Below are 25861 nucleotides of genomic sequence, written 5' to 3' on the forward strand. Positions count from 1 at the left end.
AAAGAATCTACTAATTGCGCTGGTTGCAATCTGCAGCCGGCGCATTTTTGAAAGGTTTTGTCATGATTGTTGTTTCAACAGACGGTTCCGCGCTCGGAAACCCAAACGGTTCAATGGGTTGGGCGTGGGCAGATCACATTGACGAGTCTGGTAGCTCTAACGAACACCATCACACAGGCAATGCAGATGCTGGAGGCGCAACTAATGGCACAAATCAAATTGGCGAATTATGCGCAGTTTTGGAAGCTTTACGAGCACATCCTGGAAGTGAGCCGCTCACAATCGAAAGTGATTCACAATACGCTATAAACTGCGCAACTACGTGGATTCACGGATGGAAAAAGAACGGTTGGAAAAACTCTAAAAATGAACCTGTTAAAAATGCCGAGCTGATTCGAGCAATCGACGCGGAAATTACTAAGCGCGAAGGCGCCGTAAAATTCGTGTGGGTTAAGGGTCACGCAGGAAACGAAGGAAACGAAAAAGTTGATACACTAGCGCGCGAATATGCGGAAGATTGCCGAAATGGTTTGAAGGACGGATACTTGCCTTTAGAAGGCTGGAAGTCGCTTCTTGCTTCTGAATATGCAAAAGGTACGAATGTGCCAAGTGATGCGAAAATGCTTTTAGATGGCAAAATTTCCAATGCAGAATATCATCTTGAACGCACAGTTGGCGAAGATATTAATCCTGATTTTTCTGCACAAAATAGTAAAAATGCTAGTGATCTAACTGAATCTGTAAATGAATCAGCACGCAAACAAGCGCAAGAAGCAGCATGTGAAACGAAGCCTGAACAAATGCGTGAAACAAAGCGTGAAACGTTAGAAGATAGCGAAAAAGATGCACTATCAATAGAAAATAAACAAGATATGCACCAGCAAGACGCTATAACTATTGTTCAAGAAGTTCCAAAAACAGAGCAAAATGTTACGCAAACTACATCTAAACCAGTTCAAGGATTAAGTGTTTCTGGCGTGCTGCAGTTTACTCCCCCGCCAAACACAAGCCCAAGCTTTAACGGCGAGGCGCGTTTTATTTCCGGCACAATCAACGTAAGCGGCTACGTAGAGCCCGACGGCACCTTGCATTTATCTCCAACTGCCTTCTACCTTTCATAGCTATTTTTGCAATTCGTTTAGTGTTGCGCTCCAAACGAGGGCGCGACGAGTTGCTTTCGCGCAGCATTGCGCGCGCGAAAGCAACTCGGAGCGTGAGCTTGCTCAAGTTGAAAGCACAGTGTGCTTTCAGCGCAAGCTCAGTAGCGAGCGCGTTAACCGCGCGAGCGTCCTTCGTTCAGTGCGAAAAATCTCAAATCTCTACCACACGAATATCCCGTGAATGAATGACGACGCAACTAAGATGCACATAGCCCTAAAAATCTTGGCAAAGGTTAATATGGAAATGTACGAAAATGAGGCACGCATAAAAACACAAAGCCTCTCCCGCAAATAGCGATGGAAGTTCATCGGCGAACTCGGGAATAACAAAAACAAGAAAGCAGGGATAATGGATAAAGCACAACAAGATGCGCTTAAAAAAGCAGCAGGCATTGAAGCCGCAAAGATTGTAAAGAATGGAATGATGGTTGGTCTTGGCACCGGCTCTACAGTGCGTTTCTTAGTTGACGAGCTTGGCCGCAGAGTTAAGGAAGAAGGCTTGAGCTTCACAGGAGTCACCACTTCTCGTCGCACACAAGAGCAGGCAGAGGGCTACGGCATTAAGATTCTCGACATTAACGAAGTGGATCACATTGACGTTACAATCGATGGTTCTGATGAGGTTGACAAGAATTTCAACGGAATTAAAGGCGGCGGCGCAGCTCTTCTTTGGGAAAAGATTGTGGCTATTAATTCCGACCGCATTGTGTGGATTGTTGACGCAAGCAAAGTAGTCGACACGATTGGCAAGTTCCCACTTCCTGTTGAGGTGATTCCGTTTGGATCTGCTCAGGTGATTCGTAAGTTCGAAAAGCGCGGATATAAGCCAGTTTTGCGTCTTGATGCTGACGGCAAGGAAGTGCGCACCGACGAGAACAACTTCGTGGTTGATTTGCATATGGAGCGCATTGAGCATCCACAGGAGTTGGCGAAAGATTTGATTGAAACTGTTGGCGTTGTGGAACACGGCTTGTTCTTGAATATGGTTGACACGGTGATTGTTGGCGATCCAAACGGTCCTCGCACGCTTACAAACCCAAATAAGTAACGAAACTAAGCGCAACTAAACAAAACGAAAGTAGAGTCCGTAAACGCGGGCTCTATTTTTTTGTATATAAAAAAGCGCCGGAGAAAAACCGACGCTTCAAAAAAGTCTTACGTGCCTAAACGTTCAGACACGCATCAACGCATAGTAAGAAAATTACTTGCGCTGGTGACGAGTCTTACGCAGCAGTTTGCGGTGCTTCTTCTTGCTCATCCGCTTGCGGCGCTTCTTGATGACAGAACCCATCTGAAGCCTCCATTCCTATGTAAAGTGTGCAACTTGCCTAATGTTACACCGTTTTAACGACTTTGTGGAGTGATATTACAAAGAACATCATTTTTTACAACATTTACATTGGGAATCTGTGATAAAAACGCTCTACTGCTTGCTTTGCGCCGTTCACTTCAAAAACAGCGGTATCGTTCTGCCACAATGCACTAGCCTGTGATTTATCATTTTCATCATTTCGCAACACATAGCTACCGGAAGTCTTACCAGAAACTTGAATTTTTCCACTTGCGATATCAGAACCCTTAAGTCCATCAACTAACGCTTCATACTGCTTGTTCGCAGAATCGCGATTCGACCATTGAGCAACAGTTACAGACACTTCCCCATCTGGCTGACCAGTTGAGTACTTAACAGAATATTCCTCCAAAGGCGACGATTCAGTCCAAGTTGCACTAGGTATAGCGTCAACACGAGCGAAATCAAGTACGCTATCAGGCATAGCCTTAAGCAATGCCGTAGAAGATGCTGGCAAAGGTTTCGATGGTATAGAAGGCGTTTTAGGCATTACCATATGATTTTTGCTCGCAACATTTTCGTGATTCAATGCCCAACCTGGCCACATAAATGCTGAAATTAGAGCCAAAACCACAATTACTGCAGCTGAAGTCAACACAACTAATAATTTGCTGTGTGATGAATTATTGACACTTGAGGAATTCATATTCAACGCACCCATCTTTGAAGCATTCATACTTGAAGCATTCGATTTCGACATACTTGCATTATGTCACATCGCGATGACGCTTTTAGTACGCAAAAGCGCTTTACAATCAAAAACAAATACAAAATATGATTGTCTAATAAAGCGTATAGCGTCGAGATATGGCTAGTAAATCTACTCTTCACTATTTATGCTCCGAATGCGGTTGGAGCGGCTCAAAATGGTACGGTCGCTGCCCTGAATGTGGCGAATGGGGCACAGTGAACGAGTTTAGAGAGGCGCGAGTTAGCGGATTATCTCGTACAACACGTGCATCACGCGCAACAACAGCATCGCGCACCTATTCACCGGATGGCATAACTACTTCTAATCGCAATATCGCACATTCAACTCTCGATTCAGCAACATCTGCGCAACCAATTAATGAAATTCAAGCAGACGACGCAATGCGCATTCACACTGGTTTTAGCGAATTCGATCGCGTATTAGGCGGAGGACTTGTGCCAGGCTCCGTAACTCTTATAGCAGGAGAGCCAGGTATCGGAAAATCAACACTACTTCTAAAAACTGCAGCTTACGTATCTAAACAATCAAAAGAAAGCAACACTCCCCCTGTATTGTATATTTCCGGCGAGGAATCAGCAGCACAAGTTAAATTGCGCGCGTCTAGAATTAACGCTGTAAACGATTATTTATTACTTGCAACAACAGGCGATCTTGACACTGTACTAGATCTTATTGAAACACATCACCCTACGCTTGCTATTGTCGATTCTGCACAAACGATTTCCGCACAAGAAGTAGATGGTATTACAGGCGGTTCTACACAAGTTAGAGAAGTTGCGAGCGCACTTATCGACGTTGCTAAAGCTAACAATATTCCGATACTTTTAGTTGGGCACGTTACAAAAGATGGTTCAATAGCAGGGCCGCGTACGCTTGAACATTTAGTAGACACAGTATGTCAATTTGAGGGCGATACACAAACAGCGCTACGCATGCTAAGAGCTGTAAAGAATCGCTTTGGACCTACAGACGAAGTTGGCTGCTTCGATATGAGCGGTGAAGGAATTGAGGAAGTGCCGGATCCTTCCGGACTGTTTTTGTCTTCTACAGAAAACAATAATCAAGGTAAAAATGCGCAAGATGGCACAAACGACGGAACTTGCGTCACTTTTACACTTGAAGGACACAGAAGCCTGCCGATTGAAATACAAGCACTTGTAACACAATCGGCTCTGCCCACTCCTCGCCGTGCAGTTTCTGGTGTTGATTCTAACCGTCTTGCAATGCTTACAGCAGTTTTGTATCGTCACGGACGCGTTAATTTGCTTGCAAAAGATTTGTACGTATCTACTATTGCAGGAGCGTTGGCAAAGGAGCCGTCTTGCGACTTGGCAATCGTAGCAGCTTTAGCTAGTGCTGCTGCCGGGAAAGCAGTAACTCCTAAAACTTGCGCAATTGGCGAGATGAGCTTAACTGGTCAAGTTCGCCCAGTGCCAAGAATAGAGCCGCGATTGCGTGAGGCTGCGCGAATAGGATATAAGCGCGCAATAGTTTGCCATATGCGGAAAAGCGTTAGTATTCCAGGATTAGAAGTTATTGAAGTTAATACAGTGCGAGAAGCGTTAAAAGCACTTGGACTATAAGCTAAACGCAGCTAGCAAAAATAATCGCAACTAAAAACCACTAAGCGCAAATATCAAAATCAGACTTCAGCTTCAGCATCTGTAATCTCGCGCACTTGCTCAACATTAGCTTTGAGCATATCTTTTAGCGCGTCAACTGAATCAAAAGCCTGTTGCGGACGCAAGAAACTAGCAAACTCAATGCAAACGCGATGCCCGTACAAGTCTTTCCAATCGTCGAACAATCCGTAAGCTTCAACAGTGCGCTCTGCATCTTCTTCGCCATCTTTATTAAATGTTGGCTTAGTTCCAATAGAAATCGCAGCAGGCCAACGCCACGGAGAATGAACGCCTAAATGAAGCTCATCACGACGCAAAACACTCACATCTGGAACAGCATTTTTCGATGGTCTGACATCGTTCTTATTGTCAGCATCTAAATCAACAACCCAACCTGCATACACGCCATCAACTGGCACATAGCCTTCAATTTTTTCGCCAAGATTTACTGTTGGGAATCCAATCTCGCGCCCACGCTCGTCTCCATGAACTACTGTTCCTTCAACGCGATGCGGCTGATCCAAAATTTCACGCGCTTCTTTGACTCGACCAGTAGCCAACATCCAGCGCACATTTGTAGAACTCCAAGCACGCACTTTCTTATTTGGCATGCTCTTACTCCAAGCACGATATTCAGCTTTATTCATGCCCTCAGAAGGATCTTTAGGATCTCCAGGCTCCTGTGGAATTTCACGAACAATAGGATCAGGCACGCGAACGTCATCTGGACCCAAATCCTCTACTTCAATAAGCTCAAAAACTCCAGTTGCTTGAGACAACTCACGAATTGCTTTGATATCACCAGCACGACGAGCACCAAGCGCAGCATCAGAGCCAAGAACTAATGCTCGCATACCAAGCTTTCCAACGAGCTGACCTAAGAAGAAACGGTACGATTTTGCAGCAAAAGCAAGGCTGTAGCGCACAATCACAACATGATCAACATCCAACTGTGACATCACGCGCAAACGTTGACGCACGCTTGTAAGAGCATCCGGATCGTCCGGAAGTTTAGAATTAACGTCGCCAAAATCATCGTATAAATCAGGATTAGCATGCACTACGCTTGGACGCGGATCAAACATAATCACTACTGAAAACGCTCCATGACGATGCGCAAGATCCACAGTACGACGAATAACCTCGCGATGACCTTTGTGCATACCGTCGAATACGCCAATGGTAACAACCGCTTTACGCTCTGCACTTAACGTTGGCCAATTAATCATGCCGTTGGCATCTGGTCGAATGTCGATGACCTTCATGATATCCTTACTATCCGCGTTCAAGCATTACTCAAGCAAACTACGCAAAATACGCAATTCGTTATTTTAAATACTTATCTAGTTTACCAGTCTTCTCGCTTGCCGGAAATACCACAATTGGTTTGATTTGATTACTTTTTATATTTTTTGTCAATTCAACTACTGCAACAACGTCACATTCCTCAGTATTTGCGTTTGAAACGTACGCTATTGCAGGATAATTTTCGTAATTTATGCCAGATTTAAGCTCAATCCAGCGCCCAAAACGTAAGTCTTTAGCTTGATTCTCATCAATGCTTAAAGTTGGAAGCGAATGCGAAGCTGCATCCATCATATTTAAGCAAATTTTAGGAAGCATATTATTTGCGTCAAAATCGTCACTAGGAACTGCTTTTGAGCGATGCTGCAATACTCCATTGCGATCAGTAAATTCTCGCATTTGCGAGCGAAGTTTAAGAACTCGCGAATCAGTAACCGAAAAATCACCAACGCTAGTGCGACGAAGCTGAGTAAGATGTCCACCAACTCCTAGTAAGCGACCTAAATCACGAGCTAAAGCGCGAATATATGTTCCACTACTGCAAGAAACTTTTGCAGATATATCGCATACGAGTTTCCCACTCACTCCCCTAGTAATTCGAGGATTGCTCACTGAAAAATCACTAACAAATATCTCTCTAGGAGCAATCTCTACTGATTTTCCTTCGCGCGCTAAATCATAAGCGCGTTGACCATTAATTTTAATAGCAGAAAAAGCAGTAGGAGCTTGCATAATTTTGCCTACTAAATTTTCGCTAACAACTTGCTTAATTCGCTCAAAAGACAGTGACTTTTCAAAAGACATGTCTTTATTAGCAACGTGAACCCCCGGACCTATATTTAATGCGTCATTCGGAAGAATTTCACCTTCTGCATCATCAGTAGTAGTTGCTTCTCCTAAGCGGATTACTGCTTCATAGGTTTTATTGTGCCCCAACATGTAATTTAAAAGTCGCGTTGCATTGCCAAAACCTATGATTAGCAATCCTGTTGCCATAGGATCAAGCGTTCCTGCGTGCCCAACTCGCTTTGTATGCAACAAATGACGAGCGCATGCAACAATATCGTGACTTGTAACACCTTGCGGCTTATCTACAAGCAGTAATCCTGAATCTGGTATGCACATAAGTTAAATCTAGCTACTATACGATTCACATTGAGTTTGCTTTGAGATTTAATTGTTGTCAGACGATTCAGACATGTCTTCAAAGTCGCCCTCTTCAAAGTCATCGTCGTCGTCAAAATCGTCGTCGTCATCGAAATCATCGTCAGATTCTTCAACTTCGCGCGGCTTCTTATACGGATCGACATCGCCAGCATACTTAGCATTTTCACGCAACTTAGCTAATTCTTCATCACGATGACGAGCTGCAACAAGAATATCCTCAATTTCGTGCGCTTCAGACGGCACTTCGTCATAAATGAATTGCAATTGAGGAGTCAAACGCAATCCAGCTTTTGCACCGACCAAAGAGCGCAGTCGACCGTGAGCCTGCTGCAAAGCTTGTGCTGCACGCTGACGCTCGCCCTGCTCTTTGCCTTCGTGACCAAGTTGAGTCCAGTAAACCTTTGCAATTTGCAAATCGTTCGTAACACGCACTTCCGTAATAGTCACACTCGCCAAACGCTTATCATGCAAATGCGATTCCATATTGGAAGCGATTACGCGCTGAATTAATGCTGCAATACGTGCAGCTCTAGGATTCGTTCCTGCCATAATTACTTGCGCTCAATCTGCTTCATTTCAAAGGTTTCGATTATATCGCCAAGCTCAATGTCATTAAAGCTGCCGAGATTAATACCAGCTTCGTAACCTTCGCTAACGGATTGCACGTCATCCTTAAACCTACGCAAGCTGGAAATCTCCAAGTCGTTGACTGTAGCAACGCCGTCGCGCAAAATACGGCACTTCGTACCGCGCTTGACTTCGCCATCTTGAACCATAACACCAGCAATATTGCCGAACTTGGAAGAACGGAAGATTTCGCGAATCTCAGAGTGAGAAGTGACAACCTCTTCAAATTCTGGCTTAAGCATACCCTTCAAAGCAGCTTCGATATCTTCGATTGCCTTGTAAATAACCGAGTAGTACTTAACCTCCACGCCTTCGCGCTCAGCCAAATCAGCAACCTGACGGTTTGGACGCACGTTGAAGCCAATAATCACAGCCTTATCGACAGTTGCCAAGTTCACATCATTCTGAGTAATTGCACCAACACCGCGGTGAATAACCTGGATGCCAACTTCCTCAGAGACCTCAATCTTCATCAAGGAATCTTCCAAAGCTTCAACAGAACCAGAAGAATCGCCCTTAATAACGATGTTCAGCATGTCAACTTCAGACTTAGCGAACTGTTCCTTAAGGCTTTCAAGAGACACAACCTTGCGGCGCTTAGCAAGCTGAGCTGCACGCTCTGTAGCTGCGCGCTTTTCAGCAATTTGACGAGCAGAACGGTCGTCCGAAGTAACCAAGAACAAGTCGCCAGCGGTTGGAACAGAAGTCAAACCAAGCACCTGAACAGGAGTGGAAGGAGCCGCATCCTGCAAATGCTTGCCGTTCTCGTCGAGCATAGCGCGCACACGACCATAAGAAGTGCCAGCAACAATAGAATCACCGACGTGAAGAGTACCTTGCTGCACAAGAACAGTAGCAACAGCACCACGACCCTTATCGAGTCGAGCTTCGATAGTTGCACCGCGAGCATCCATATTTGGATTTGCTTTAGGATCAAGCTCAGCGTCAGCAGTCAACAACACAGCTTCAAGAAGCTTATCGACGTTCGTGCCCTGCTTTGCAGAAATATCCACAAACATGGTGTCTCCACCGTAATCTTCAGCAACTAAACCGTATTCTGTAAGCTGACCGCGAACCTTATCTGGGTTAGCACCTTCAACATCAATCTTGTTCACAGCCACAACAATTGGCACATGAGCAGCTTGAGCGTGGTTAATAGCTTCAACAGTCTGAGGCATCACGCCGTCGTCTGCTGCAACAACAAGAATTGCAACGTCTGTAAGCTCAGCACCGCGAGCACGCATAGCAGTAAACGCTTCGTGGCCTGGAGTATCGAGGAACGTAATCTTACGAGGCTTTCCTTCAAGATTTACAGTTACTTGATAAGCACCGATGCGCTGAGTAATGCCACCTGCTTCGCGATCGATAACATTCGACTTACGAATGGTATCAAGCAAGCGAGTTTTACCGTGATCGACGTGACCCATAACTGTTACTACAGGCGGACGAGACTGCAAATCGTCATCTTCTTGCAGCTCTTCTTCGTCCAAATCGATGTCAAACTGCTGCAAAAGCTCTTTATCTTCTTCTTCAGCAGAAACAATGCTGATATTCCAGCCAATTTCTTCACCCAAAATTTGGAATGTCGACTCATCCAAAGATTGTGTAGCTGTTGCCATCTCACCCAAGTGGAAGAGAACAGTTACCAAAGCTGCTGGATTTACATCGATCTTTTCTGCCAAATCAGAAAGAGTTGCGCCTTGACGCAAGCGAATCGTAGCGCCGTTACCAGAAGGAATACGCACACCGCCAATCACTGGTGCTTTAAGCTCTTCGTATTCACGACGTTTCGCTAAGCGATTCTTACGAGCCTTAGAAGATTTACCACCTTGACGACCGAATGCGCCTGCAGCTCCTGCACGACCGCGACCGCCACTACGCGATGGACCACCATTAGGTGCGCCCGCTGCAGCAGCCTGGAAACTAGCTCCTTGAGACGCAAAACGAGATTCTGCAGATGGGCGAGAAGATGAACCGGAGCCTGCACCTGCGCCACCTTGACCGCGACGCTGACCCGACCACTGCGATGAGCGTGCGCCACCTTGACCAGAGCGACCGCCACGTGAGCGACCACCGCGTTCTGCACGTTCACCACGCGAACCTTGAGCTCCAGAGCCACCTTGACCCGGACGACCACCGCGGCCATTTTCAGCGCCAGGACGAGACATCGGATGAGGACGTGGAATATCTCCAGGTGTAGGAGCACGCATACCTTGCTTACGGCTAAACGGATTATTACCAGGACGTGGAGCAGATGCACCTGCACCTTGTGCATTCTGGTGCGGACGAGGGCGAGGAGGCATCTGTGAACGATCTGAGTGAGATTGACCTTGAGCTTGCTGTCGCGATTCGCCACGATTATCATTGCGGCGATCATTTTTTCTATTTTCGCCGGCAGACGCATTAGAACGCGAAGTATTGTTTGAACGAGTATGATTTGCACCCGGCTTTGGAGCAAAATGAGAAGCTGTGTTATGCACAGGCTGGTTAGCAGAAGAGCCAGCTACAGAATCACTGTGTGACGAATCTTTAGCTTGAGGTTTAGCCTGCGGCTTAGCTTGAGGCTTAGCTTTTGGCGCAGCAGGCTTACTTGCACTAGATGCCTTTTCGGACTTATTTCCGTCAGATGCTAACGCTGTTTGCAAACGACGGACTACTGGAGCCTCAACTGTTGAAGAAGCAGACTTAACAAATTCGCCCATGCTCTTCAAACGCTCCAACACGGTTTTACTGTCTACACCAAATTCTTTGGCCAGTTCATACACGCGCTTTTTAACCACTCAGTGTTCTCCTCTGTCTGTGGCAGCGCTAGTACACGCGACCACTTTACATTATTGCGAGCTTATTATTTATTATCGTGCGATATATCATCGTGCGACCATGATCTTATACCTCGTCTCCCGCCGGACGATGGCGATTGCCTTTCGCCCAGATTCCAGCTTTTAGCATACTCGAAACGTTGGATTGGCTCGAGTGTCGCTAAATGCCACACGAGAGACTACTTTATTTGCACACCACTAGCAAAATAAACAATCAAGAAGTGCTAAACATTGCGGAAATATCAATCTAAAAAATATTTAGCACTTCTCAATTAACAATCTATTCAGCAGCAGATGCGTTATTATTCAAATCAACTGAAGCAGGCTGAGCATTTTGTGCTTGAGCTGCAGCAACCTTCTTAGCATGCTCTTCCGCAGACTCAATACCAATCTTCCAACCAGTCAACTTTGCAGCCAAACGAGCGTTCTGACCTTCTTTACCAATAGCAAGAGAAAGCTGAGCATCATGAATAAAAGCAACTGCAGTTTGATTCTTTTCACTCACTACTTGCACTTGTGTAGCAGTAGCAGGCGAAAGAGCAGCAGCAACAAACTTTGCTGGATCAGATGACCAATCGACAATATCAATCTTCTCTTGACCCAAGTTTTCCATTACAGCACGCACGCGTGAACCGCCAGGACCAATTAAAGCACCCTTTGGATTCACACCTTCAGTATTAGCTCTAACAGCAATCTTTGTGCGAGCACCGGCTTCGCGCGCAATCGACATAATAGAAACTGCTCCAGAAACAAGTTCCGGCACTTCTCGCTCAAAAAGACGACGAACTAATTCAGGATGTGAACGTGAAACAACAATTTCTGGACCACGCAGACCACGCGCAACATTTACGACATATACGCGAATACGCTCACCATGGCGGTAACGTTCACCTGGAACCTGCTCGCGACGCGGCAAAATAGCTTCAACATCTCCAACAGCAACGTGGATGTTAGTGTTATCTTTTGCGTCTTGTTGAATGATGCCGTTGATAAGTTTGCCTTTTTGACCAGAAAACGCACCAAATACGCGATCATCTTCAGCTTTACGGAAAATTTGACTAATAACTTGACGAGCCGTCGCAGCAGCTAAACGACCAAAATCACGCGGAGTATCGTCATACTCCTCTCCCAGCGTTGGAGCTGGATACGGGTTATCTTCAGTAGGTTTACCAGGAATTTCATCCCTAGCCCACACAGTGAACGAACCTGCACGTTCGTCCAATTCAACTCGCACATGCTTTGCAGGATGAGCGGTTTTCATATACGCAAGACGCAAGGCCTCGGCGAGCGCCTCGTCCAGCTCCTCGGCATTAATCCCCTGCTGTGCCGCAAGCTGATGCATTCCCGCCAAATCCAATTCCATCGCGCACGTCCTCTCGTTATAACGCATTAATTTATGATTATTAATTGTAACTATTAGAGCACACTTATTTTTTCTTCTAACAACAGTTAGCTTTAATTGTTACAGACTTAGAACAAATACCAAATTAATAAATCGATATTGGTCACAGTCAGTGGCTATTTTAGTAGATTATGCAGACACTTTATGTTTTGTTAAATGATATGCACAAACAAGTAAAACGCAGTATTGCCAGAGCACTCGTGCTTCTTATATGCGTTTTAATATCTCCACTCTTAACCGCTTGCGGAACATTGCAAAACATTCATGTCGAGCATACAGTTCACACAGCAGCTCCAGAAAATGCATGTGCTAAAGCATACAGGCTTGCGCAAAAAAGGCAGCGCGAAATCAAAAAGAACCAGAATAACACATCCCTTAAAGATTTTGAAACCGCAGCGAAATATTGGAAAACTGTCGCTCAGCAATGCCCAGGAAGATTAAGCGAAAGCATTGTATACAGCACGCAAGCTCAATGGGAAATGCTTTCAAAGAAAAATAGTGACGAAAATTCAAATAATGTAAGCAATAAAAGCGGAAACGAAAGCTCAGAAAATACAAAAACTACAACAGCGCAACAAATGGAGCACGATTCATACGCGAATCTTATCGAAGTAATAAATCATTACAAAAACTTCAAATGGACACATCAGCCCTTGGCTCAAGCTGCAGAAGCTGAAGACAAACTTGCTTTTATTTTACAGACACTAGCAGCGCGAAAAGAGCAAAATATTGCATTGGAATACAGCGATATGGCGTCGACAAATGCTCAAACTCTTATGCGAGCTGCAGGAGAAGGAACAGACTTGCGCAAAAAAGTTTACGATATTCCTCAAGAGACGTTAGAAAGCGGAAAAACACATGATTCAGTAAACGGAAAAGATCTGCCGATTACCGCTATAGCTTACATGGATTGCGCTAGAGAAGAACTAGCTGCTTTTAATCAAATAATAACGATTACGTCAAAAAATAATAATGCATCCGAGAATAACGTTACTGCAAAAAGCGATGATAACGATTCTGTAATGCGCGCCCAACAAACTCTTAAAAATGCAATTGTGCAATTAATCACATCTAGACTGTTAAGAGCTTATGAGCTTGGGTATCCTACTGATGCAAAACTTATTTTGAAGTAAAACTTAAACTTAGTGCTTTTAGCCTATACGGCATTCCCCTTTACACACAAAACAGGACTTGACTTCAAACGCGAGATAAGTTGCGCACGTTTGGAGCAATTTCCAAAACAAAACGCTCCAAACACGAGAGAAAGTTCGCGCGGATTACGCGCTTGCTGCTGAGCTTGCGCGGAAATACACTAGTCTGCCCTGCCTGCGTCTTTATTGACGCAAGCTCGGCGAATTAAAAAAGCCTAAAGCAATTTACATGCTTTAGGCTTGGTTAATTCGCGGATGAAGCGAGATTCGAACTCGCGGAGGAGTTTACCCTCACACGCTTTCGAGGCGTGCTCCTTAGACCGCTCGGACATTCATCCACTTGCAATTTGTCGCACTGCAAGCGCGCACAAACGCAACTTTTCAATTGTAAACCATGCCGCGAATATAAAATCCATGGTGCGTTGAAACGTTATAACTCAGACGAATCACGGCGAGCGCGAATTTTTTCAGCGCGAGAAGCAAGCTCCTCATCAGGAGGATAAGCTACATATTCCAATGTCAATCCATGAGGATCAATTGGACCCGTCGAGCCTTCACGAAGAGGAACATTAATCTTTTCCTCAAACCAATCAACAGAACGTTTTCCGCAACCAATTTGCACACAAGCTTGCACAAGAGAACGCACCATATTGTGCGCAAAAGCATCAGCGACAATAGTAAATTCAAGCAAACTTTGTTCAATAGGAAGAACAAATCCAGTACTATTCTGCGCATCCTTTGACCCAACTCTGTGCCATCGAGCCTGCTTAACTTCGCGAATAGTAGTTCCGCCAGGATTCGGCTTAGCAAATGAGCCAAAATCATGCAAACCAACCATAAGACGCGCAGCCTGATTCATAGCATCAATATCAAGCTCTGAATCAAAACGCAAAACAAAGCCGCGCATACGAGGATCATATTTAGCTTTGCAATACCCATCAGCAATACGATACACATATGTGCGCTCTAGCGCAGAAAATCTAGCATCAAAGCCATAAGGCGCAACACTAACCTTGTGTATAACAATATCCTGCGGAAGCACATGCCTCAGCCTATACTCCAACGCACTAACACCATCTAAACCAGTATGCCCTATGCAACGCTGCAATGTTTCATCTGAAATATCTAAATGACACACTTGATGAGATGCATGAACGCCAGTATCCGTACGACCAGCAACAGTAAGACGCAACGATTCAGTAGGATCATTTTCCGGGACGCGCAAAACCATATGCAATGCTGCTTCAATATCACCTTGAACAGTGCGCAAAGTAGGCTGCTTAGCCCAACCATAAAATCCGCCGCCGTCATAAGCCAAATCCAAGCGAAGTCGCATTTAAAAACCTTTCCAAACAGACTTTACACTAGCTTTTCTTATCCGAACCGCCCACAAGCGCAAAAGCGCTCATAACACTACGAATCAGCTCATGAGTCTTTGAATCCATATGCATCGCAACCTTCAATAATTTAGGAACAACTTCCGACCAATGCAAAGACATTTCATCAAAAGTTGGGTAACCCAAATTACTAAAAATCTTATAAACAGCGTCAATCCTGCGCTTGCGCTCTTCAAACGGCAAATTCATCATCCACTCGTTCGCTGCCTTAGAAACTGCCAGCGCGCGCGGCGTTACGCAATCGCAGTAATCAAAATCGCCATTCTTAACTTGCCAATACATGCCAAAATGTTGCATTAAGCCAATAGAATCGGCAGTCGTGACTTTATACGGCACCCCAGTATCCATAATCAGTCCAATAAAAGCAGACTGCGGAACTACTTTTTCAATACGACTTGAAACATTCGCAAAAACGCTTGTATCCACTACATCAGACGCAAAACCAGGACCGTCCATAGAATAAATTTTTGATACAAGGTCACCTAGTTTTTGACTTGTAGCATCTAAGCGCATAGCCGCATAAGCAGCCATGTTCCCACCTTTTGAATGACCGACAACAATAATATTTGAATTATTATTTTGCAAGTCTACGGAAGATTTTGAAAAGCGGGCAAAAAGTTTGTTCGCAAAAAGTTTATTAAAGAAGTTTTTATTAGAATAACATTTGCTATATCTTTGCGCTACAGAAGTCAAATATTCAGCAGCAGATTCTTGCGCTGGCACTGGGCAACGGAAAGCCATGTTGAAATCTTCTTTCCACCCAACAAGCGTATTGTCAGTGCCACGATACGCAATAACAAGAGTATGAGGATTATCAATCCCCTCGCAATTGCTAAGATCAAAAGTAACTCCAGCAAACTGCTGTTCTAATGATTCGTCAATATTTGATTCATCAAACCTCTCAAGATACTCCCCTACGCGAATTCCCCTATACCTAGGGCTGGAAGCGACAGCAAGAAGCAGCTTCCTACGGAATTTATCTACTTTAGGAGCCCCAGAAGCAAACATTGACGAATAGTCTTCTATTCTAAACAATTCGTTAATAGATACAGTCGAAATATTCTTTGGATTATCGCAATATTTTGGCACGGAAGTTGGCATATTTATATAAGATAGCTCGCACAAAATCAGCGCATCCACGGCATTAAACTTGCGCTGAGCGAAGGTAGAGAAATCGTTGCGCAACAAATCAATAATATTCGGCATAACTTAATAATAATACAAATAAAAAACGAGCCGAGGAACTAACCTCGACTCGTCTTAGCAATTCTTTAAGAAGCGATTAAACGCTTGCTTTAAGATTCACTTTACCGATGCGTAAAGCTGGAATATAAACTACTCGGCAGCTTCTTCTTTAGCTGCAACCTTAGTAGCTGCTTCAGCTTCCTTCACAACAGCCTTCTTTGGGCTTACTGGCTCAGTCACGAGCTCAATAATTGCCTGAGGAGCGGTATCACCACGACGTGGAGCAATCTTCACGATGCGGGTGTAACCACCTTCACGCTGCTTCATCTGCTCAGCAATCTGAGTGAAAAGCACGTGAACCACGGACTTGTTGCGAATTACACGCAACACACGACGACGCGAATGTAAATCGCCACGCTTAGCGAATGAAATCAAACGCTCAGCAAGCGGACGAAGACGCTTTGCCTTTGGCAACGTCGTTACGATACGACCGTGCTGGAAGAGGCTGGTCGCCATATTGGCCAGCATCAGGCGCTCATGAGCCGGGCTAGAAGCCAGACGAGGGCCTTGTTTCGGTGTAGGCATTATTACTCCTTATTGTCGCATCGCTCAGGTGGGCATCAACCCGAACATCCGAACGTTACGACGATTGCAGGCGGAACTTACTCGTCTTCAGGCGAGAAGAAAGTGCCACCTTCGAGATTATTGGCGTCGAAGCCAATCGGTGAAGCCTTCAAAGACAGACCCATTGTCTGCAACTTCTCTTTAACTTCATCGATGGATTTCATGCCGAAATTACGAATATCGAGCAAATCCTGCTCAGTGTGAACTACCAGTTCGCCGACTGTATGAATACCCTCACGTTTCAAGCAATTATAGCTACGCTGAGTAAAATTCATATCTTCAATCGGTATAGCCAACTGAGAATCAGCTTCATCATGAGTTGGCGCTGGACCAACTTCAACACCTTCAGCATCAACGTTAAGCTCACGGCAAAGACCGAAAAGCTCAACTAAAGTCGAGCCTGCAGATGCAACTGCATCACGCGGTGTAATAGCTGGCTTGGTTTCCACATCCAGGATGAGCTTATCGAAGTCCGTGCGCTGTTCCACGCGGGTAGCTTCGACCTTATAGCTCACCTTCAAAACTGGTGAGTAGATCGAATCCACAGGAATGCGGCCGATTTCGCTGTTCTCCTGCTTGTTCATCTGAGCTGGCACGTAGCCGCGACCGCGTTCAACAGTAAACTCAATTTCAAGTTCACCATCTTCTGCGAGTGTAGCAATATGCAAGTCAGGGTTAGCAATAGTAACACCGGCTGGAGGAGTAATATCTCCAGCAGTGGCTTCACCTTTACCATTCTTGCGCAAATACATCACTACAGGCTCGTCGTACTCACTCGTGAGCACGATGCCCTTGATGTTCAGCAGAATTTCAGTGACATCTTCTTCAACACCTGGCAGAGTCGTAAACTCATGCAGAGCTCCAGAGATGCGAACCGAAGTAACGGCAGCACCTGGAATAGAGCTTAACAAGGTACGACGCAGCGAATTGCCGAGAGTGTAGCCAAAACCTGGTTCCAGCGGCTCAATAGTAAAGCGAGAACGCTGGGGATTCAGTGATTCCTCGGTAAGTGTCGGACGCTGTGCGATAAGCACTTTGGTATCCTTTCAGCTTCTGGTCGGTGGTGCACTCGCCGCCCATAAGCGGGTTGGATGGATGGATTCGTAAGAGTGCTCAGACGCGGCGACGCTTTGGTGGGCGTACGCCGTTATGCGCTTGCGGGGTAACGTCGGTAATAGAACCAACTTCGAGACCCGCGGACTGGAGGGAACGGATAGCGGTTTCACGACCGGAACCTGGACCCTTAACAAACACGTCGACCTTCTTGAGGCCATGCTCCATTGCCTTGCGTGCGGCAGACTCAGCAGCCATACCTGCAGCGTAAGGAGTCGACTTACGGGAACCCTTAAAGCCGACATCACCGCCGGAAGCCCAAGAAAGGACTGCACCGGATGGATCGGTAATGGAGATAATCGTGTTATTGAATGTTGATTTAATATGCGCCTGCCCAACCGGCACCGACTTGCGGTCCCGGCGACGCGGCTTGCGCGAGGCTTGCTTTGCAGCTGCCATTGACCCTCGTTTCCTAATGACGAATGAGTTGGTATGTCTAGACGATGGAAATATATCCGTGGCCTAGAGCCGACCACCGACTACTATCGGGTGGCCTTCTTCTTCCCGGCGACAGTACGCTTCGGACCCTTGCGAGTACGAGCATTAGTCTTGGTACGCTGACCACGCACAGGAAGACCCTTGCGATGACGCTGGCCTTGATAGCAGTTGATCTGAATCTTACGACGGATGTCAGCGTCGATCTCACGACGCAAATCGCCTTCAATCTTGTAATTGGCCTCAAGATAATCACGCAAGGTGATCAGCTGTTCATCCGTAAGATCCTTGACGCGAGTGTCCGGATTAACACCGGTCGCGGCAAGCGTTTCCTTAGCGCGAGTACGACCAACACCAAAAATGTAGGTGAGGGCAATCTCAATGCGCTTCTCATTGGGAATATCTACTCCGGCAAGACGTGCCATTGTAATTCCTTTACTGTTACGCAGGTCGTGCACCAAGTCTTCCGCATTAATATAAATTAAATGCGGCCTGGGCCTGCGCACCCAGGGTTCAGCTTCTGCTGTGACTTAGCGCCTTATTCTTTGTATTCCGCGATGGAAATCTGCTCAGCCCTGACGCTGCTTATGACGTGGGTTAATGCAGATCACCATGACGCGGCCGTGACGGCGGATCACGCGGCAGTTTTCGCAGATCCTCTTCACGCTAGGGCTGACCTTCATGGTTTTCCTTTGCTTGTACCTTACTTATAACGGTACGTAATACGCCCACGATTCAGATCGTAAGGGCTCATCTCTAGCACTACACGATCTTGAGGAAGAATGCGAATATAATTTTTACGCATCTTACCAGAGATCGTAGCTAAAACAATGTGCTCATTCTCAAGCTGAACGCGAAACATCGCATTTGGTAGTGCTTCTACTACCGTGCCTTCGACTTCAATCACACCGTCTTTTGCCATGAGCCTCGTTCCGTTCCTTGGGCATACTACTTTGCGCATCCGAAGACACGCCAATCTTCTATAATACAGTAAATGCGTCCCATTCAACACTCGGCGTGTCGAACAGAACGCATCTTACTTTTTAAATTTAAAAACGCACTACTTAATTAAGTGATTCAACAATGCGATTATTGATTTCCTTAATATCTCCAACGCCATCTACTTCAACCAACTGACCGCGGCTATCATAAATATCAAGCAATGGAGCTGTTTCTTTCTCATACGTTTCCAAACGCTTAGCAATTACTTCTGGAGTATCGTCAGAACGGCCTTGCTCCACTGCACGCTTTTGCATGCGTTCGAGCAAAACATCGCGCTCAGCCTCGAGAGCCACAACGTGATCAAGAGGAGTGCCAAGCTCTTCCAACATACGATCTAAAGCTTGAACCTGAGACGCGTTGCGAGGATAACCGTCGAGAATCCAACCACTCTTTGCATCATCTTGAGCAAGACGATCCTTAACAATGTTGTTAGTCAGCTCATCTGGAACCAACTCGCCCTTGTCAAGATATCCCTGAACCTGTTTTCCAAGCTCAGTATGATTCTTAAGGTTATAGCGGAAAATATCACCAGTAGAAATCGCTGGAATGCCATAATGCTCACTTAACAAAGCGGCCTGAGTGCCTTTTCCAACGCCCTGTGGACCCATAATTAGTAATCGCATATTCATCTCCTTGGCTCGCTAACTGTAGTTACTTAGATACTTGCTTTTGCTCATCATGCTTGAACAAGAAACCAGCATACTGGAATTGTTCAGTCTGAGCCTTTGCTTGACGCAACGTATCCAAACCAACGCCAGCAATAATCAAAATTGTTGTACCACCGAATGGCAATTTTGTATTCAAATGCAAAGCCATAATCAAAACGGTAGGAATCAATGCAACAAAGAGCAAATAAATAGCACCGACAGTATTCAACCTGTTCATAACATAGCTAAGATAATGACTTGTAGCACTACCAGCGCGAATGCCTGGTATGAAGCCACCATACTCTTTCATGTTATCTGCAGTCTCATCAGGATTAAAAGTAATCTCTGTGTAGAAGAAGCAGAAGAACACAATCATTACTGTGTAAAACGCAATATACCAAGCAGAAGTGGAATTAGCCAAATTAGCTTCAATCCAATTCACCCAAGCCTTGCTCTTATCTCCAAACTGGGCAATAAGAGTAGGAACAGCAAGAATTGACGAAGCAAAGATTGGTGGGATAACACCACTCATATTCACCTTTAATGGCAAATAAGTCGAAGAGCCACCATACATTTTTCGGCCAATCATGCGGCGCGTATACTGCACAGGAATACGACGTTGAGCAAGCTCAACAAAGTCAACAAATATGAGGATAACAATCAAAACGCCACCAACAATAGCGAACTTATTCCAATCGCCATTAGAACCGTTGGTGCCCCAACCAATTTCCCAAAGCTTTGGCAAGAAGCCAGAGCAAATAGACATAAAGATTAAGACAGACATGCCTTGACCGATACCCTTATCGGTGATGAGTTCTGCCATCCACATAATAAGACCAGTACCGCCAGTCATGATCAAAACCATGACAATAAGGCTCCACATGCTTCCGTCTGGAATAATATTATTTCCGCACTGATAATTAAACAAAGCACCCGTACGTGCTGTTACCAAAATCGTAGTAGATTGCAAAATTGCCAATCCAATAGTTAGATAACGCGTGTACTGCGTAAGCTTTGTTTCTCCAGACTGACCTTCCTTATGAAGAGCTTCAAAGCGAGGAATAACCACGCGCAAAAGCTGAATCACAATGGAAGCAGTGATGTAAGGCATAACACCCAAAGCAAAAATAGAAAGCTGCAACAGCGAGCCACCTGAGAACAAGTTAACTAACCCAATAAAGTTCTCGCTCGATGAAGCTAATTTAACAGTGCAAGCATGCACAACTTTATAGTCCACACCCGGAATCGGAATAAATGAACCAATACGATAAATAATTATCATAGCGAAGACGAAGAGGATCTTGTTCCTCAACTCCTTCGTCCTGAAGGCCTGGATTAACGTTTTCACCTGGGTCTTCCTCCCTTTTTTCGCGCACTCCTAGGCGCAACAGTGCAAAAAACAAACTCTGAGGCAATAGTTTAACCCACGGTACCTACTGAAATAGGTTATTGGTGAGTTTTGGTGATAAAAATAGTCCCTCTAGACAATGCTAGAGGGACTATCACAGATTTATAACTGCATCAAGCTTTAAGTAGCCTTTAACTACTCTTCGCTGATGGAGCCGCCGGCAGCCTCAACCTTTGCCTTAGCAGAAGCAGAAGCTTTCATACCCTTAAGAGTCAAGGCAACAGTCAATTCACCATCACCAAGAACCTTTACAGGATAGCCATCACGTACAGCGCCCTTAGTAATAAGGTCAGCTACAGTAACCTCGCCACCCTTTGGGAAAAGTTCAGCAAGATCTGCAACGTTGACGACTTGGAATTCCTTCTTGAAAGGACTCTTGAAGCCACGCAACTTAGGCAAGCGCATGTACAGTGGGAGCTGGCCACCTTCGAAGCCAGGACGAACCTGATAACGCTTCTTTGTGCCCTTATCACCACGACCTGAGGTCTTACCCTTAGAGCCTTCACCACGACCTACACGGATGCGATCCTTCTTAGCTCCTGGAGCTGGACGCAACGTGTGCATATGCAGCATTGGTTCTTCGTTAGCCATAATCAGTCGACCTCCTCGACGCTCACCAAGTGGCGAACGACCATAACCAAGCCACGATTGACGGGGGTGTCCTCGCGAACTACGCTGTGACCAATCTTATGAAGGCCGAGCGTATGAACATTCGCGCGCTGGCGCTCAGTTGTATGAACTAAACCATGCACCAGAGTGATCTTCAAATTTGACATCACTCACCATCCTTTGCTTCAGATGCCTTGGCGGCCTGAGCTTCTTCGCGAGCCTTGCGAGCTTCGGCAATGCCGGCAGCACGCTCACGGAGCAAAGCATCAGGAGCGACTTCCTCAAGAGAAAGACCACGACGAGCAGAAATCTCTTCTGGCTCTTCGAGCTTCTTCAAAGCGTCCACAGTAGCACGCACTACGTTTACAGCAGTTGCAGAGCCCATGGACTTGGTGAGGATGTCCGTAATGCCGGCGCATTCCATAACAGCGCGCACAGCACCACCAGCAATTACACCAGTACCTGGAGCAGCTGGACGGAGCAACACAGTACCAGCAGCATCGTGACCGAGCACTGGATGAGTGACGGTACCACGAATGCGTGGAACAGTGAACATATGCTTCTTAGCGTCAAGCTGACCCTTAGCAATAGCAGCTGGAACTTCGCGAGACTTGCCGTAACCAACACCAACAGTGCCCTTACCGTCGCCAACAACAACAAGTGCTGCAAAGCTAAAGGTACGACCACCCTTGTGGGTCTTGGAAACACGGTTAATAGTAACTACGCGATCCAGAAGCTCTTCGCCACGGTTTTCTTCACGACGATTACGACGTTCGCCGCGCTTACCCTCGCCCTTGTTACGGCGAGAACGACGATCATCGTTACGCTCCTCAGCGGATGCCTGAGTGTTCTGAGTTTCTTCAGCCACTTGGGTTTCCTTTTCGTTGTCGCTCACAGTGCCAGACCTCCCTGACGGGCGCCTTCAGCCACTGCTGCGACGCGACCATGATATTTGTTACCGCCACGGTCGAAGACTACAGCGGTGATACCCGCTTCCTTCGCCTTAGCCGCTACTAATTCGCCAACCTTGGTTGCAGCTTCAGTCTTCGTGCCAGTGAAACCAGCGAAGTCAGCAGTCAAAGTGGAAGCGCTTACCAAAGTAATTCCCTTGGTATCATCCACAATCTGAGCAACCATATGACGGTTAGAACGGGAAACAACTAAACGAGGACGTTCAGATGTGCCGGCAATGTGCTTACGAAGACGGGCGTGACGACGCAAACGTGCGACTTTGGTACCCTTACCGAAAATCTTAACGCTCATATCACTTACCAGCCTTTCCAGCCTTGCGCAGGATACGTTCATCGGTGTACTTAATACCCTTACCCTTGTAAGGTTCTGGAGCACGAAGCTTACGAATGTTAGCAGCAACCTGGCCAACAGTCTGCTTATCGGTGCCCTTTACGATTACCTGGTTAGGATTTGGCAACTCGAACTCAATACCTGCCGGTGGTTGAACGGTAATAGTGTGAGAATAACCGAGCGAGAACTCAATGCCCTTGCCCTTCATCACTGCACGATAACCGGTACCGACAATATCCAAAGTCTTGGTGTAGCCGTCATGCACACCCTTCACCATAGAAGCAACAATTGCGCGAGCCAAACCATGCTTTGCACGAGTTGGGCGCAAATCGTCAACTGGAGTCAGAACAATCTGATTGTCAGCGACTGCTGCGGTGATTCCCTCTGGAATTTCATAAGAATCAGAACCCTTAGCGCCTTTGACGCTGAAGGACTGACCTTCAATCTTTACTTCCACGCCTGCAGGAATGTCGACGGGGAGCTTACCAATATGCGATGCCATCTTCAGCTCTCCTTTCTCACCATACGTAGGCGACGATTTCGCCGCCAATGCCTCGATCGAGGCATTCCTTCTGAGTCAACAATCCCGAGCTGGTCGAGATAATAGCAATACCGAGGCCACCAAGAGGCATTGGCAAAGCATCAGACTTTGCGTAACGACGCAAGCCTGGCTTAGAAATGCGCTTGATGCCTTGGATAGAACGCTGGCCATTGGAGCCATACTTCAACGTAATTTCCAACGTCTGTCCAACCTTAGCTTCCTTAGCAGCGAAGTCCTTAATATAGCCTTCGTGCTTCAGAATCTCGGCGATATTCGCCTTGAATTTGGAGTACGGCATTTCCACGGTATCGTGCTTTGCCGCGCTCGCATTACGCAGACGTGTCAACATGTCTGCGATTGGATCTGTCATTGTCATGTGGGCTAACGCCCTTTCTCGCCGTGGTTTCCACCGCCTCTATATGAGAACTTTGTCTTCAAGCAGTGGACCTTCAGCGTCGATATTTACCAACTGGACTTCGTAACACCCGGCAACTCACCGCGATGAGCCTTCTCACGAAGGCAGATGCGGCACAGACCGAACTTGCGATACACGGAGTGAGGACGACCACAAACCTGGCAACGCGTATAAGCGCGTACCTTGAACTTCGGCTTGGCGGCCGCCTTGTTTTTCAGAGCGGTTTTTGCCATTTCAGTTCTCCTTGAATGGGAAACCGAGGTGCTTAAGCAAAGACTTGGCCTCCACATCGTCCTTGGTGGTAGTCACCACGGTGATGTCCATACCACGCTGATGATCAATCGAGTCAGGATCGATCTCATGGAACATAGACTGTTCCGTAAGACCAAAGTTGTAATTACCCTGACCGTCAAACTGGTTGCCATTGATACCACGGAAATCGCGGATACGAGGCAAAGCCAGAGTGAGCAAACGATCCAAGAATTCCCACATACGATCGCCACGAAGAGTTACGTAAGCACCGATAGCCTGACCTTCGCGCAAATGGAACTGAGCGACAGACTTCTTTGCCTTAGTTACCTTTGGCTTCTGGCCGGCAATCAAAGTGAGATCCTTAATCGCACCTTCGATGAGCTTAGAATCACGAGCTGCAGCGCCGACGCCCATAGAGACGACAACCTTCTGCACGCGAGCCACCTGCATAGGATTAGTGTGGCCGAATTCTTTCTCCAAGGCTGGTACGATTTCATCCTTGTATTGTTGCTTTAAGCGCGGAGTTGCCGGCAACTCAACTGTAGTATCGGTCATGCCAGCTCCTTTCCGGACTTCTTGGCGACACGCACGCGCACGGTCTTAACCTTGCCGTCACGAGCCTCTTGCTTAACAATCACGCCAACGCGTGTAGGCTGCTTGGTCTCTGGATCAATAACCATCACATTAGAGCGATGGATTGGAGCCTCAACCGAAACAATGCCCGCCTGCTGACCCTGCTGGGTGGCGCGAACGTGCTTCTTAACGACCTGAACGCCTTCTACGATCAAACGGTCATCGGCTAGTACACGAACTACCTTGCCTTCCTTACCGCGATCCTTGCCGCGAATGACCTTCACCTGGTCGCCGGACTTAATCTTGGCTACCATATCAGATCACCTCCGGAGCAAGGGACACAATCTTCATGAAGCGCTGATCGCGCAATTCACGACCGACTGGTCCGAAGATACGAGTGCCTTTTGGTTCACGACCGGAGCCGAGAATTACGGCGGCGTTCTCATCGAACTTAATATAGGAACCATCGACACGGCGATGTTCCTTGACAGTACGGACGACGACAGCCTTAACTACGTCGCCTTTCTTGACCGACCCGCCAGGGATCGCGTCCTTGACGGAGGCGACGATGATGTCGCCGATGCCGGCATAGCGTCGCTTCGATCCACCGAGCACGCGGATGGCAAGTAACTCCTTAGCACCCGTGTTGTCGGCGACATGAAGCCGCGTTTCCTGCTGAATCATTGATTCTCCTTAGCCGAGCTGGTTCTCCCCACTCACCTGTGTCTACCACAGTAGCAGACACAGGTGAAGCGCGGAGCCTTGCCGAACTTGTTTACTTGGCGCGCTCGATAATCGAGTCGAGACGCCAACGCTTGGTCTTGCTCAGTGGCCGAGTTTCCATAATACTCACGAGGTCGCCAATATGTGCCTCATTGTGTTCATCATGGGCTTTGACCTTGCGGGTGGAGCGAACGACTTTACCGTAAAGCGGGTGTGTCGAACGCTGCTCCAGCTCAACGGCGATTGTCTTGTCCATGGCCTCGGACACGACGTAGCCGCGACGAACCTTGCGGAAGTTGCGCTCTTGGTTCTCAGCCAT

General features: G+C 46.6%; 31 protein-coding genes, 1 tRNA gene and 2 pseudogenes. 4 read left to right on the forward strand and 30 right to left on the reverse strand.

What is annotated here, in order from left to right; all coding sequences use genetic code 11:
• Positions 1 to 14 precede the first annotated feature (14 nt).
• Both HXT38_RS04695 and rpiA read left to right on the forward strand, forming a co-directional pair.
• Positions 15 to 1121, forward strand: a complete 1107-nt coding sequence (locus HXT38_RS04695) for a ribonuclease H family protein (RefSeq protein ID WP_421791747.1) — start codon at positions 15 to 17, stop codon at positions 1119 to 1121.
• 388 nt (positions 1122 to 1509) lie between these two features.
• Positions 1510 to 2208, forward strand: a complete 699-nt coding sequence (gene rpiA / locus HXT38_RS04700) for a ribose-5-phosphate isomerase RpiA (RefSeq protein ID WP_004105437.1) — start codon at positions 1510 to 1512, stop codon at positions 2206 to 2208.
• A 153-nt stretch (positions 2209 to 2361) separates the two neighbouring features.
• Here rpiA and HXT38_RS04705 read toward each other — a convergent pair whose 3' ends face one another.
• Positions 2362 to 2451 (reverse strand): 30S ribosomal protein bS22, encoded by a 90-nt coding sequence (locus HXT38_RS04705; RefSeq protein WP_004268639.1) that lies wholly within the window; start codon positions 2449 to 2451, stop codon positions 2362 to 2364.
• Between the two features lie 103 nt (positions 2452 to 2554).
• Entirely contained in the window at positions 2555 to 3211 is a 657-nt protein-coding gene (locus tag HXT38_RS04710; RefSeq protein ID WP_004109607.1) for a hypothetical protein, read from the reverse strand.
• 107 nt (positions 3212 to 3318) lie between these two features.
• Between HXT38_RS04710 and radA the strand changes: the two genes are divergently transcribed.
• On the forward strand, positions 3319 to 4806 hold the full coding sequence (radA, locus tag HXT38_RS04715) for a DNA repair protein RadA (protein WP_116442593.1): 1488 nt from the start codon (positions 3319 to 3321) through the stop codon (positions 4804 to 4806).
• Between the two features lie 59 nt (positions 4807 to 4865).
• On the opposite strand, the gene ribF is transcribed toward radA, so the two are convergent.
• The 6 genes and pseudogenes from ribF to nusA form a co-directional block, all read right to left on the reverse strand.
• Entirely contained in the window at positions 4866 to 6110 is a 1245-nt protein-coding gene (gene ribF / locus HXT38_RS04720) for a riboflavin kinase (protein WP_174191490.1), read from the reverse strand.
• 61 nt (positions 6111 to 6171) lie between these two features.
• Positions 6172 to 7275 carry a tRNA pseudouridine(55) synthase TruB gene (truB, locus tag HXT38_RS04725; RefSeq protein WP_004105445.1) on the reverse strand — a complete coding sequence of 368 codons (1104 nt, stop codon included), beginning with the start codon at positions 7273 to 7275 and terminating at the stop codon, positions 6172 to 6174.
• 48 nt (positions 7276 to 7323) lie between these two features.
• Positions 7324 to 7866, reverse strand: a complete 543-nt coding sequence (rbfA, locus tag HXT38_RS04730) for a 30S ribosome-binding factor RbfA (RefSeq protein WP_004105446.1) — start codon at positions 7864 to 7866, stop codon at positions 7324 to 7326.
• Between the two features lie 2 nt (positions 7867 to 7868).
• Positions 7869 to 10400, reverse strand: a pseudogene (gene infB / locus HXT38_RS04735) (translation initiation factor IF-2); the annotation flags it as partial.
• Between the two features lie 176 nt (positions 10401 to 10576).
• Positions 10577 to 10724: pseudogene (locus HXT38_RS04740) on the reverse strand (translation initiation factor IF-2 N-terminal domain-containing protein); the annotation flags it as partial.
• 319 nt (positions 10725 to 11043) lie between these two features.
• Positions 11044 to 12126 carry a transcription termination factor NusA gene (nusA, locus tag HXT38_RS04745; RefSeq protein ID WP_004105450.1) on the reverse strand — a complete coding sequence of 361 codons (1083 nt, stop codon included), beginning with the start codon at positions 12124 to 12126 and terminating at the stop codon, positions 11044 to 11046.
• Between the two features lie 170 nt (positions 12127 to 12296).
• On the opposite strand from nusA, the gene HXT38_RS04750 reads away from it, so the two are divergent.
• Complete coding sequence (locus HXT38_RS04750) at positions 12297 to 13298, forward strand: hypothetical protein (protein WP_004105452.1); 1002 nt, start codon at positions 12297 to 12299, stop codon at positions 13296 to 13298.
• Between the two features lie 270 nt (positions 13299 to 13568).
• Here the strand turns inward: HXT38_RS04750 and HXT38_RS04755 are convergent.
• The 22 genes from HXT38_RS04755 to rpsQ form a co-directional block, all read right to left on the reverse strand.
• Positions 13569 to 13654 (reverse strand) — tRNA-Ser (locus HXT38_RS04755).
• A 92-nt stretch (positions 13655 to 13746) separates the two neighbouring features.
• Positions 13747 to 14652 (reverse strand): tRNA pseudouridine(38-40) synthase TruA, encoded by a 906-nt coding sequence (gene truA / locus HXT38_RS04760; protein ID WP_004574082.1) that lies wholly within the window; start codon positions 14650 to 14652, stop codon positions 13747 to 13749.
• Positions 14653 to 14680: 28 nt separating this feature from the next.
• Positions 14681 to 15919, reverse strand: coding sequence for an Mbeg1-like protein (locus HXT38_RS04765; protein ID WP_117008583.1), 1239 nt, complete (start codon positions 15917 to 15919; stop codon positions 14681 to 14683).
• A 129-nt stretch (positions 15920 to 16048) separates the two neighbouring features.
• Entirely contained in the window at positions 16049 to 16483 is a 435-nt protein-coding gene (gene rplQ / locus HXT38_RS04770) for a 50S ribosomal protein L17 (protein ID WP_004129014.1), read from the reverse strand.
• A gap of 77 nt (positions 16484 to 16560) precedes the next feature.
• A complete protein-coding gene (locus HXT38_RS04775) occupies positions 16561 to 17556 on the reverse strand; it encodes a DNA-directed RNA polymerase subunit alpha (RefSeq protein ID WP_004105465.1) in 996 nt (331 codons plus the stop codon).
• 79 nt (positions 17557 to 17635) lie between these two features.
• Positions 17636 to 18034 (reverse strand): 30S ribosomal protein S11, encoded by a 399-nt coding sequence (gene rpsK, locus HXT38_RS04780; protein WP_004105468.1) that lies wholly within the window; start codon positions 18032 to 18034, stop codon positions 17636 to 17638.
• A gap of 83 nt (positions 18035 to 18117) precedes the next feature.
• Positions 18118 to 18495, reverse strand: coding sequence for a 30S ribosomal protein S13 (gene rpsM / locus HXT38_RS04785; RefSeq protein WP_004105472.1), 378 nt, complete (start codon positions 18493 to 18495; stop codon positions 18118 to 18120).
• 144 nt (positions 18496 to 18639) lie between these two features.
• Entirely contained in the window at positions 18640 to 18753 is a 114-nt protein-coding gene (gene rpmJ, locus HXT38_RS04790; RefSeq protein WP_003842636.1) for a 50S ribosomal protein L36, read from the reverse strand.
• A 20-nt stretch (positions 18754 to 18773) separates the two neighbouring features.
• Positions 18774 to 18992 (reverse strand): translation initiation factor IF-1, encoded by a 219-nt coding sequence (gene infA / locus HXT38_RS04795; protein WP_004105485.1) that lies wholly within the window; start codon positions 18990 to 18992, stop codon positions 18774 to 18776.
• Positions 18993 to 19134: 142 nt separating this feature from the next.
• Positions 19135 to 19695 (reverse strand): adenylate kinase, encoded by a 561-nt coding sequence (locus tag HXT38_RS04800; protein ID WP_004574085.1) that lies wholly within the window; start codon positions 19693 to 19695, stop codon positions 19135 to 19137.
• A gap of 28 nt (positions 19696 to 19723) precedes the next feature.
• Positions 19724 to 21067 (reverse strand): preprotein translocase subunit SecY, encoded by a 1344-nt coding sequence (secY, locus tag HXT38_RS04805; protein ID WP_004574086.1) that lies wholly within the window; start codon positions 21065 to 21067, stop codon positions 19724 to 19726.
• 195 nt (positions 21068 to 21262) lie between these two features.
• A complete protein-coding gene (gene rplO / locus HXT38_RS04810; RefSeq protein ID WP_004105490.1) occupies positions 21263 to 21718 on the reverse strand; it encodes a 50S ribosomal protein L15 in 456 nt (151 codons plus the stop codon).
• Positions 21719 to 21720: 2 nt separating this feature from the next.
• Positions 21721 to 21903, reverse strand: coding sequence for a 50S ribosomal protein L30 (gene rpmD, locus HXT38_RS04815; RefSeq protein WP_421791750.1), 183 nt, complete (start codon positions 21901 to 21903; stop codon positions 21721 to 21723).
• Positions 21903 to 22631 carry a 30S ribosomal protein S5 gene (gene rpsE, locus HXT38_RS04820; RefSeq protein WP_004574087.1) on the reverse strand — a complete coding sequence of 243 codons (729 nt, stop codon included), beginning with the start codon at positions 22629 to 22631 and terminating at the stop codon, positions 21903 to 21905. Before rpsE ends, rpmD begins: the two co-directional genes overlap by 1 nt.
• Entirely contained in the window at positions 22628 to 22999 is a 372-nt protein-coding gene (rplR, locus tag HXT38_RS04825) for a 50S ribosomal protein L18 (protein WP_004109670.1), read from the reverse strand. Before rplR ends, rpsE begins: the two co-directional genes overlap by 4 nt.
• Before the next feature lies 1 nt (position 23000).
• The gene (gene rplF / locus HXT38_RS04830; RefSeq protein WP_004105494.1) at positions 23001 to 23540 is read right to left on the reverse strand and encodes a 50S ribosomal protein L6; all 540 of its coding nucleotides are present in this window, start codon (positions 23538 to 23540) and stop codon (positions 23001 to 23003) included.
• A gap of 16 nt (positions 23541 to 23556) precedes the next feature.
• A complete protein-coding gene (rpsH, locus tag HXT38_RS04835; protein ID WP_004105495.1) occupies positions 23557 to 23955 on the reverse strand; it encodes a 30S ribosomal protein S8 in 399 nt (132 codons plus the stop codon).
• 86 nt (positions 23956 to 24041) lie between these two features.
• A complete protein-coding gene (locus tag HXT38_RS04840; RefSeq protein WP_003808046.1) occupies positions 24042 to 24227 on the reverse strand; it encodes a type Z 30S ribosomal protein S14 in 186 nt (61 codons plus the stop codon).
• A gap of 1 nt (position 24228) precedes the next feature.
• A complete protein-coding gene (rplE, locus tag HXT38_RS04845; RefSeq protein WP_004109679.1) occupies positions 24229 to 24801 on the reverse strand; it encodes a 50S ribosomal protein L5 in 573 nt (190 codons plus the stop codon).
• Positions 24798 to 25133 carry a 50S ribosomal protein L24 gene (gene rplX, locus HXT38_RS04850; protein ID WP_004105501.1) on the reverse strand — a complete coding sequence of 112 codons (336 nt, stop codon included), beginning with the start codon at positions 25131 to 25133 and terminating at the stop codon, positions 24798 to 24800. Before rplX ends, rplE begins: the two co-directional genes overlap by 4 nt.
• Before the next feature lies 1 nt (position 25134).
• Complete coding sequence (gene rplN, locus HXT38_RS04855; protein ID WP_004574089.1) at positions 25135 to 25503, reverse strand: 50S ribosomal protein L14; 369 nt, start codon at positions 25501 to 25503, stop codon at positions 25135 to 25137.
• 91 nt (positions 25504 to 25594) lie between these two features.
• Complete coding sequence (rpsQ, locus tag HXT38_RS04860; protein WP_004114365.1) at positions 25595 to 25861, reverse strand: 30S ribosomal protein S17; 267 nt, start codon at positions 25859 to 25861, stop codon at positions 25595 to 25597.

This window comes from Gardnerella sp. DNF01157, from assembly GCF_049244225.1.
GTDB lineage: Bacteria > Actinomycetota > Actinomycetes > Actinomycetales > Bifidobacteriaceae > Bifidobacterium > Bifidobacterium leopoldii.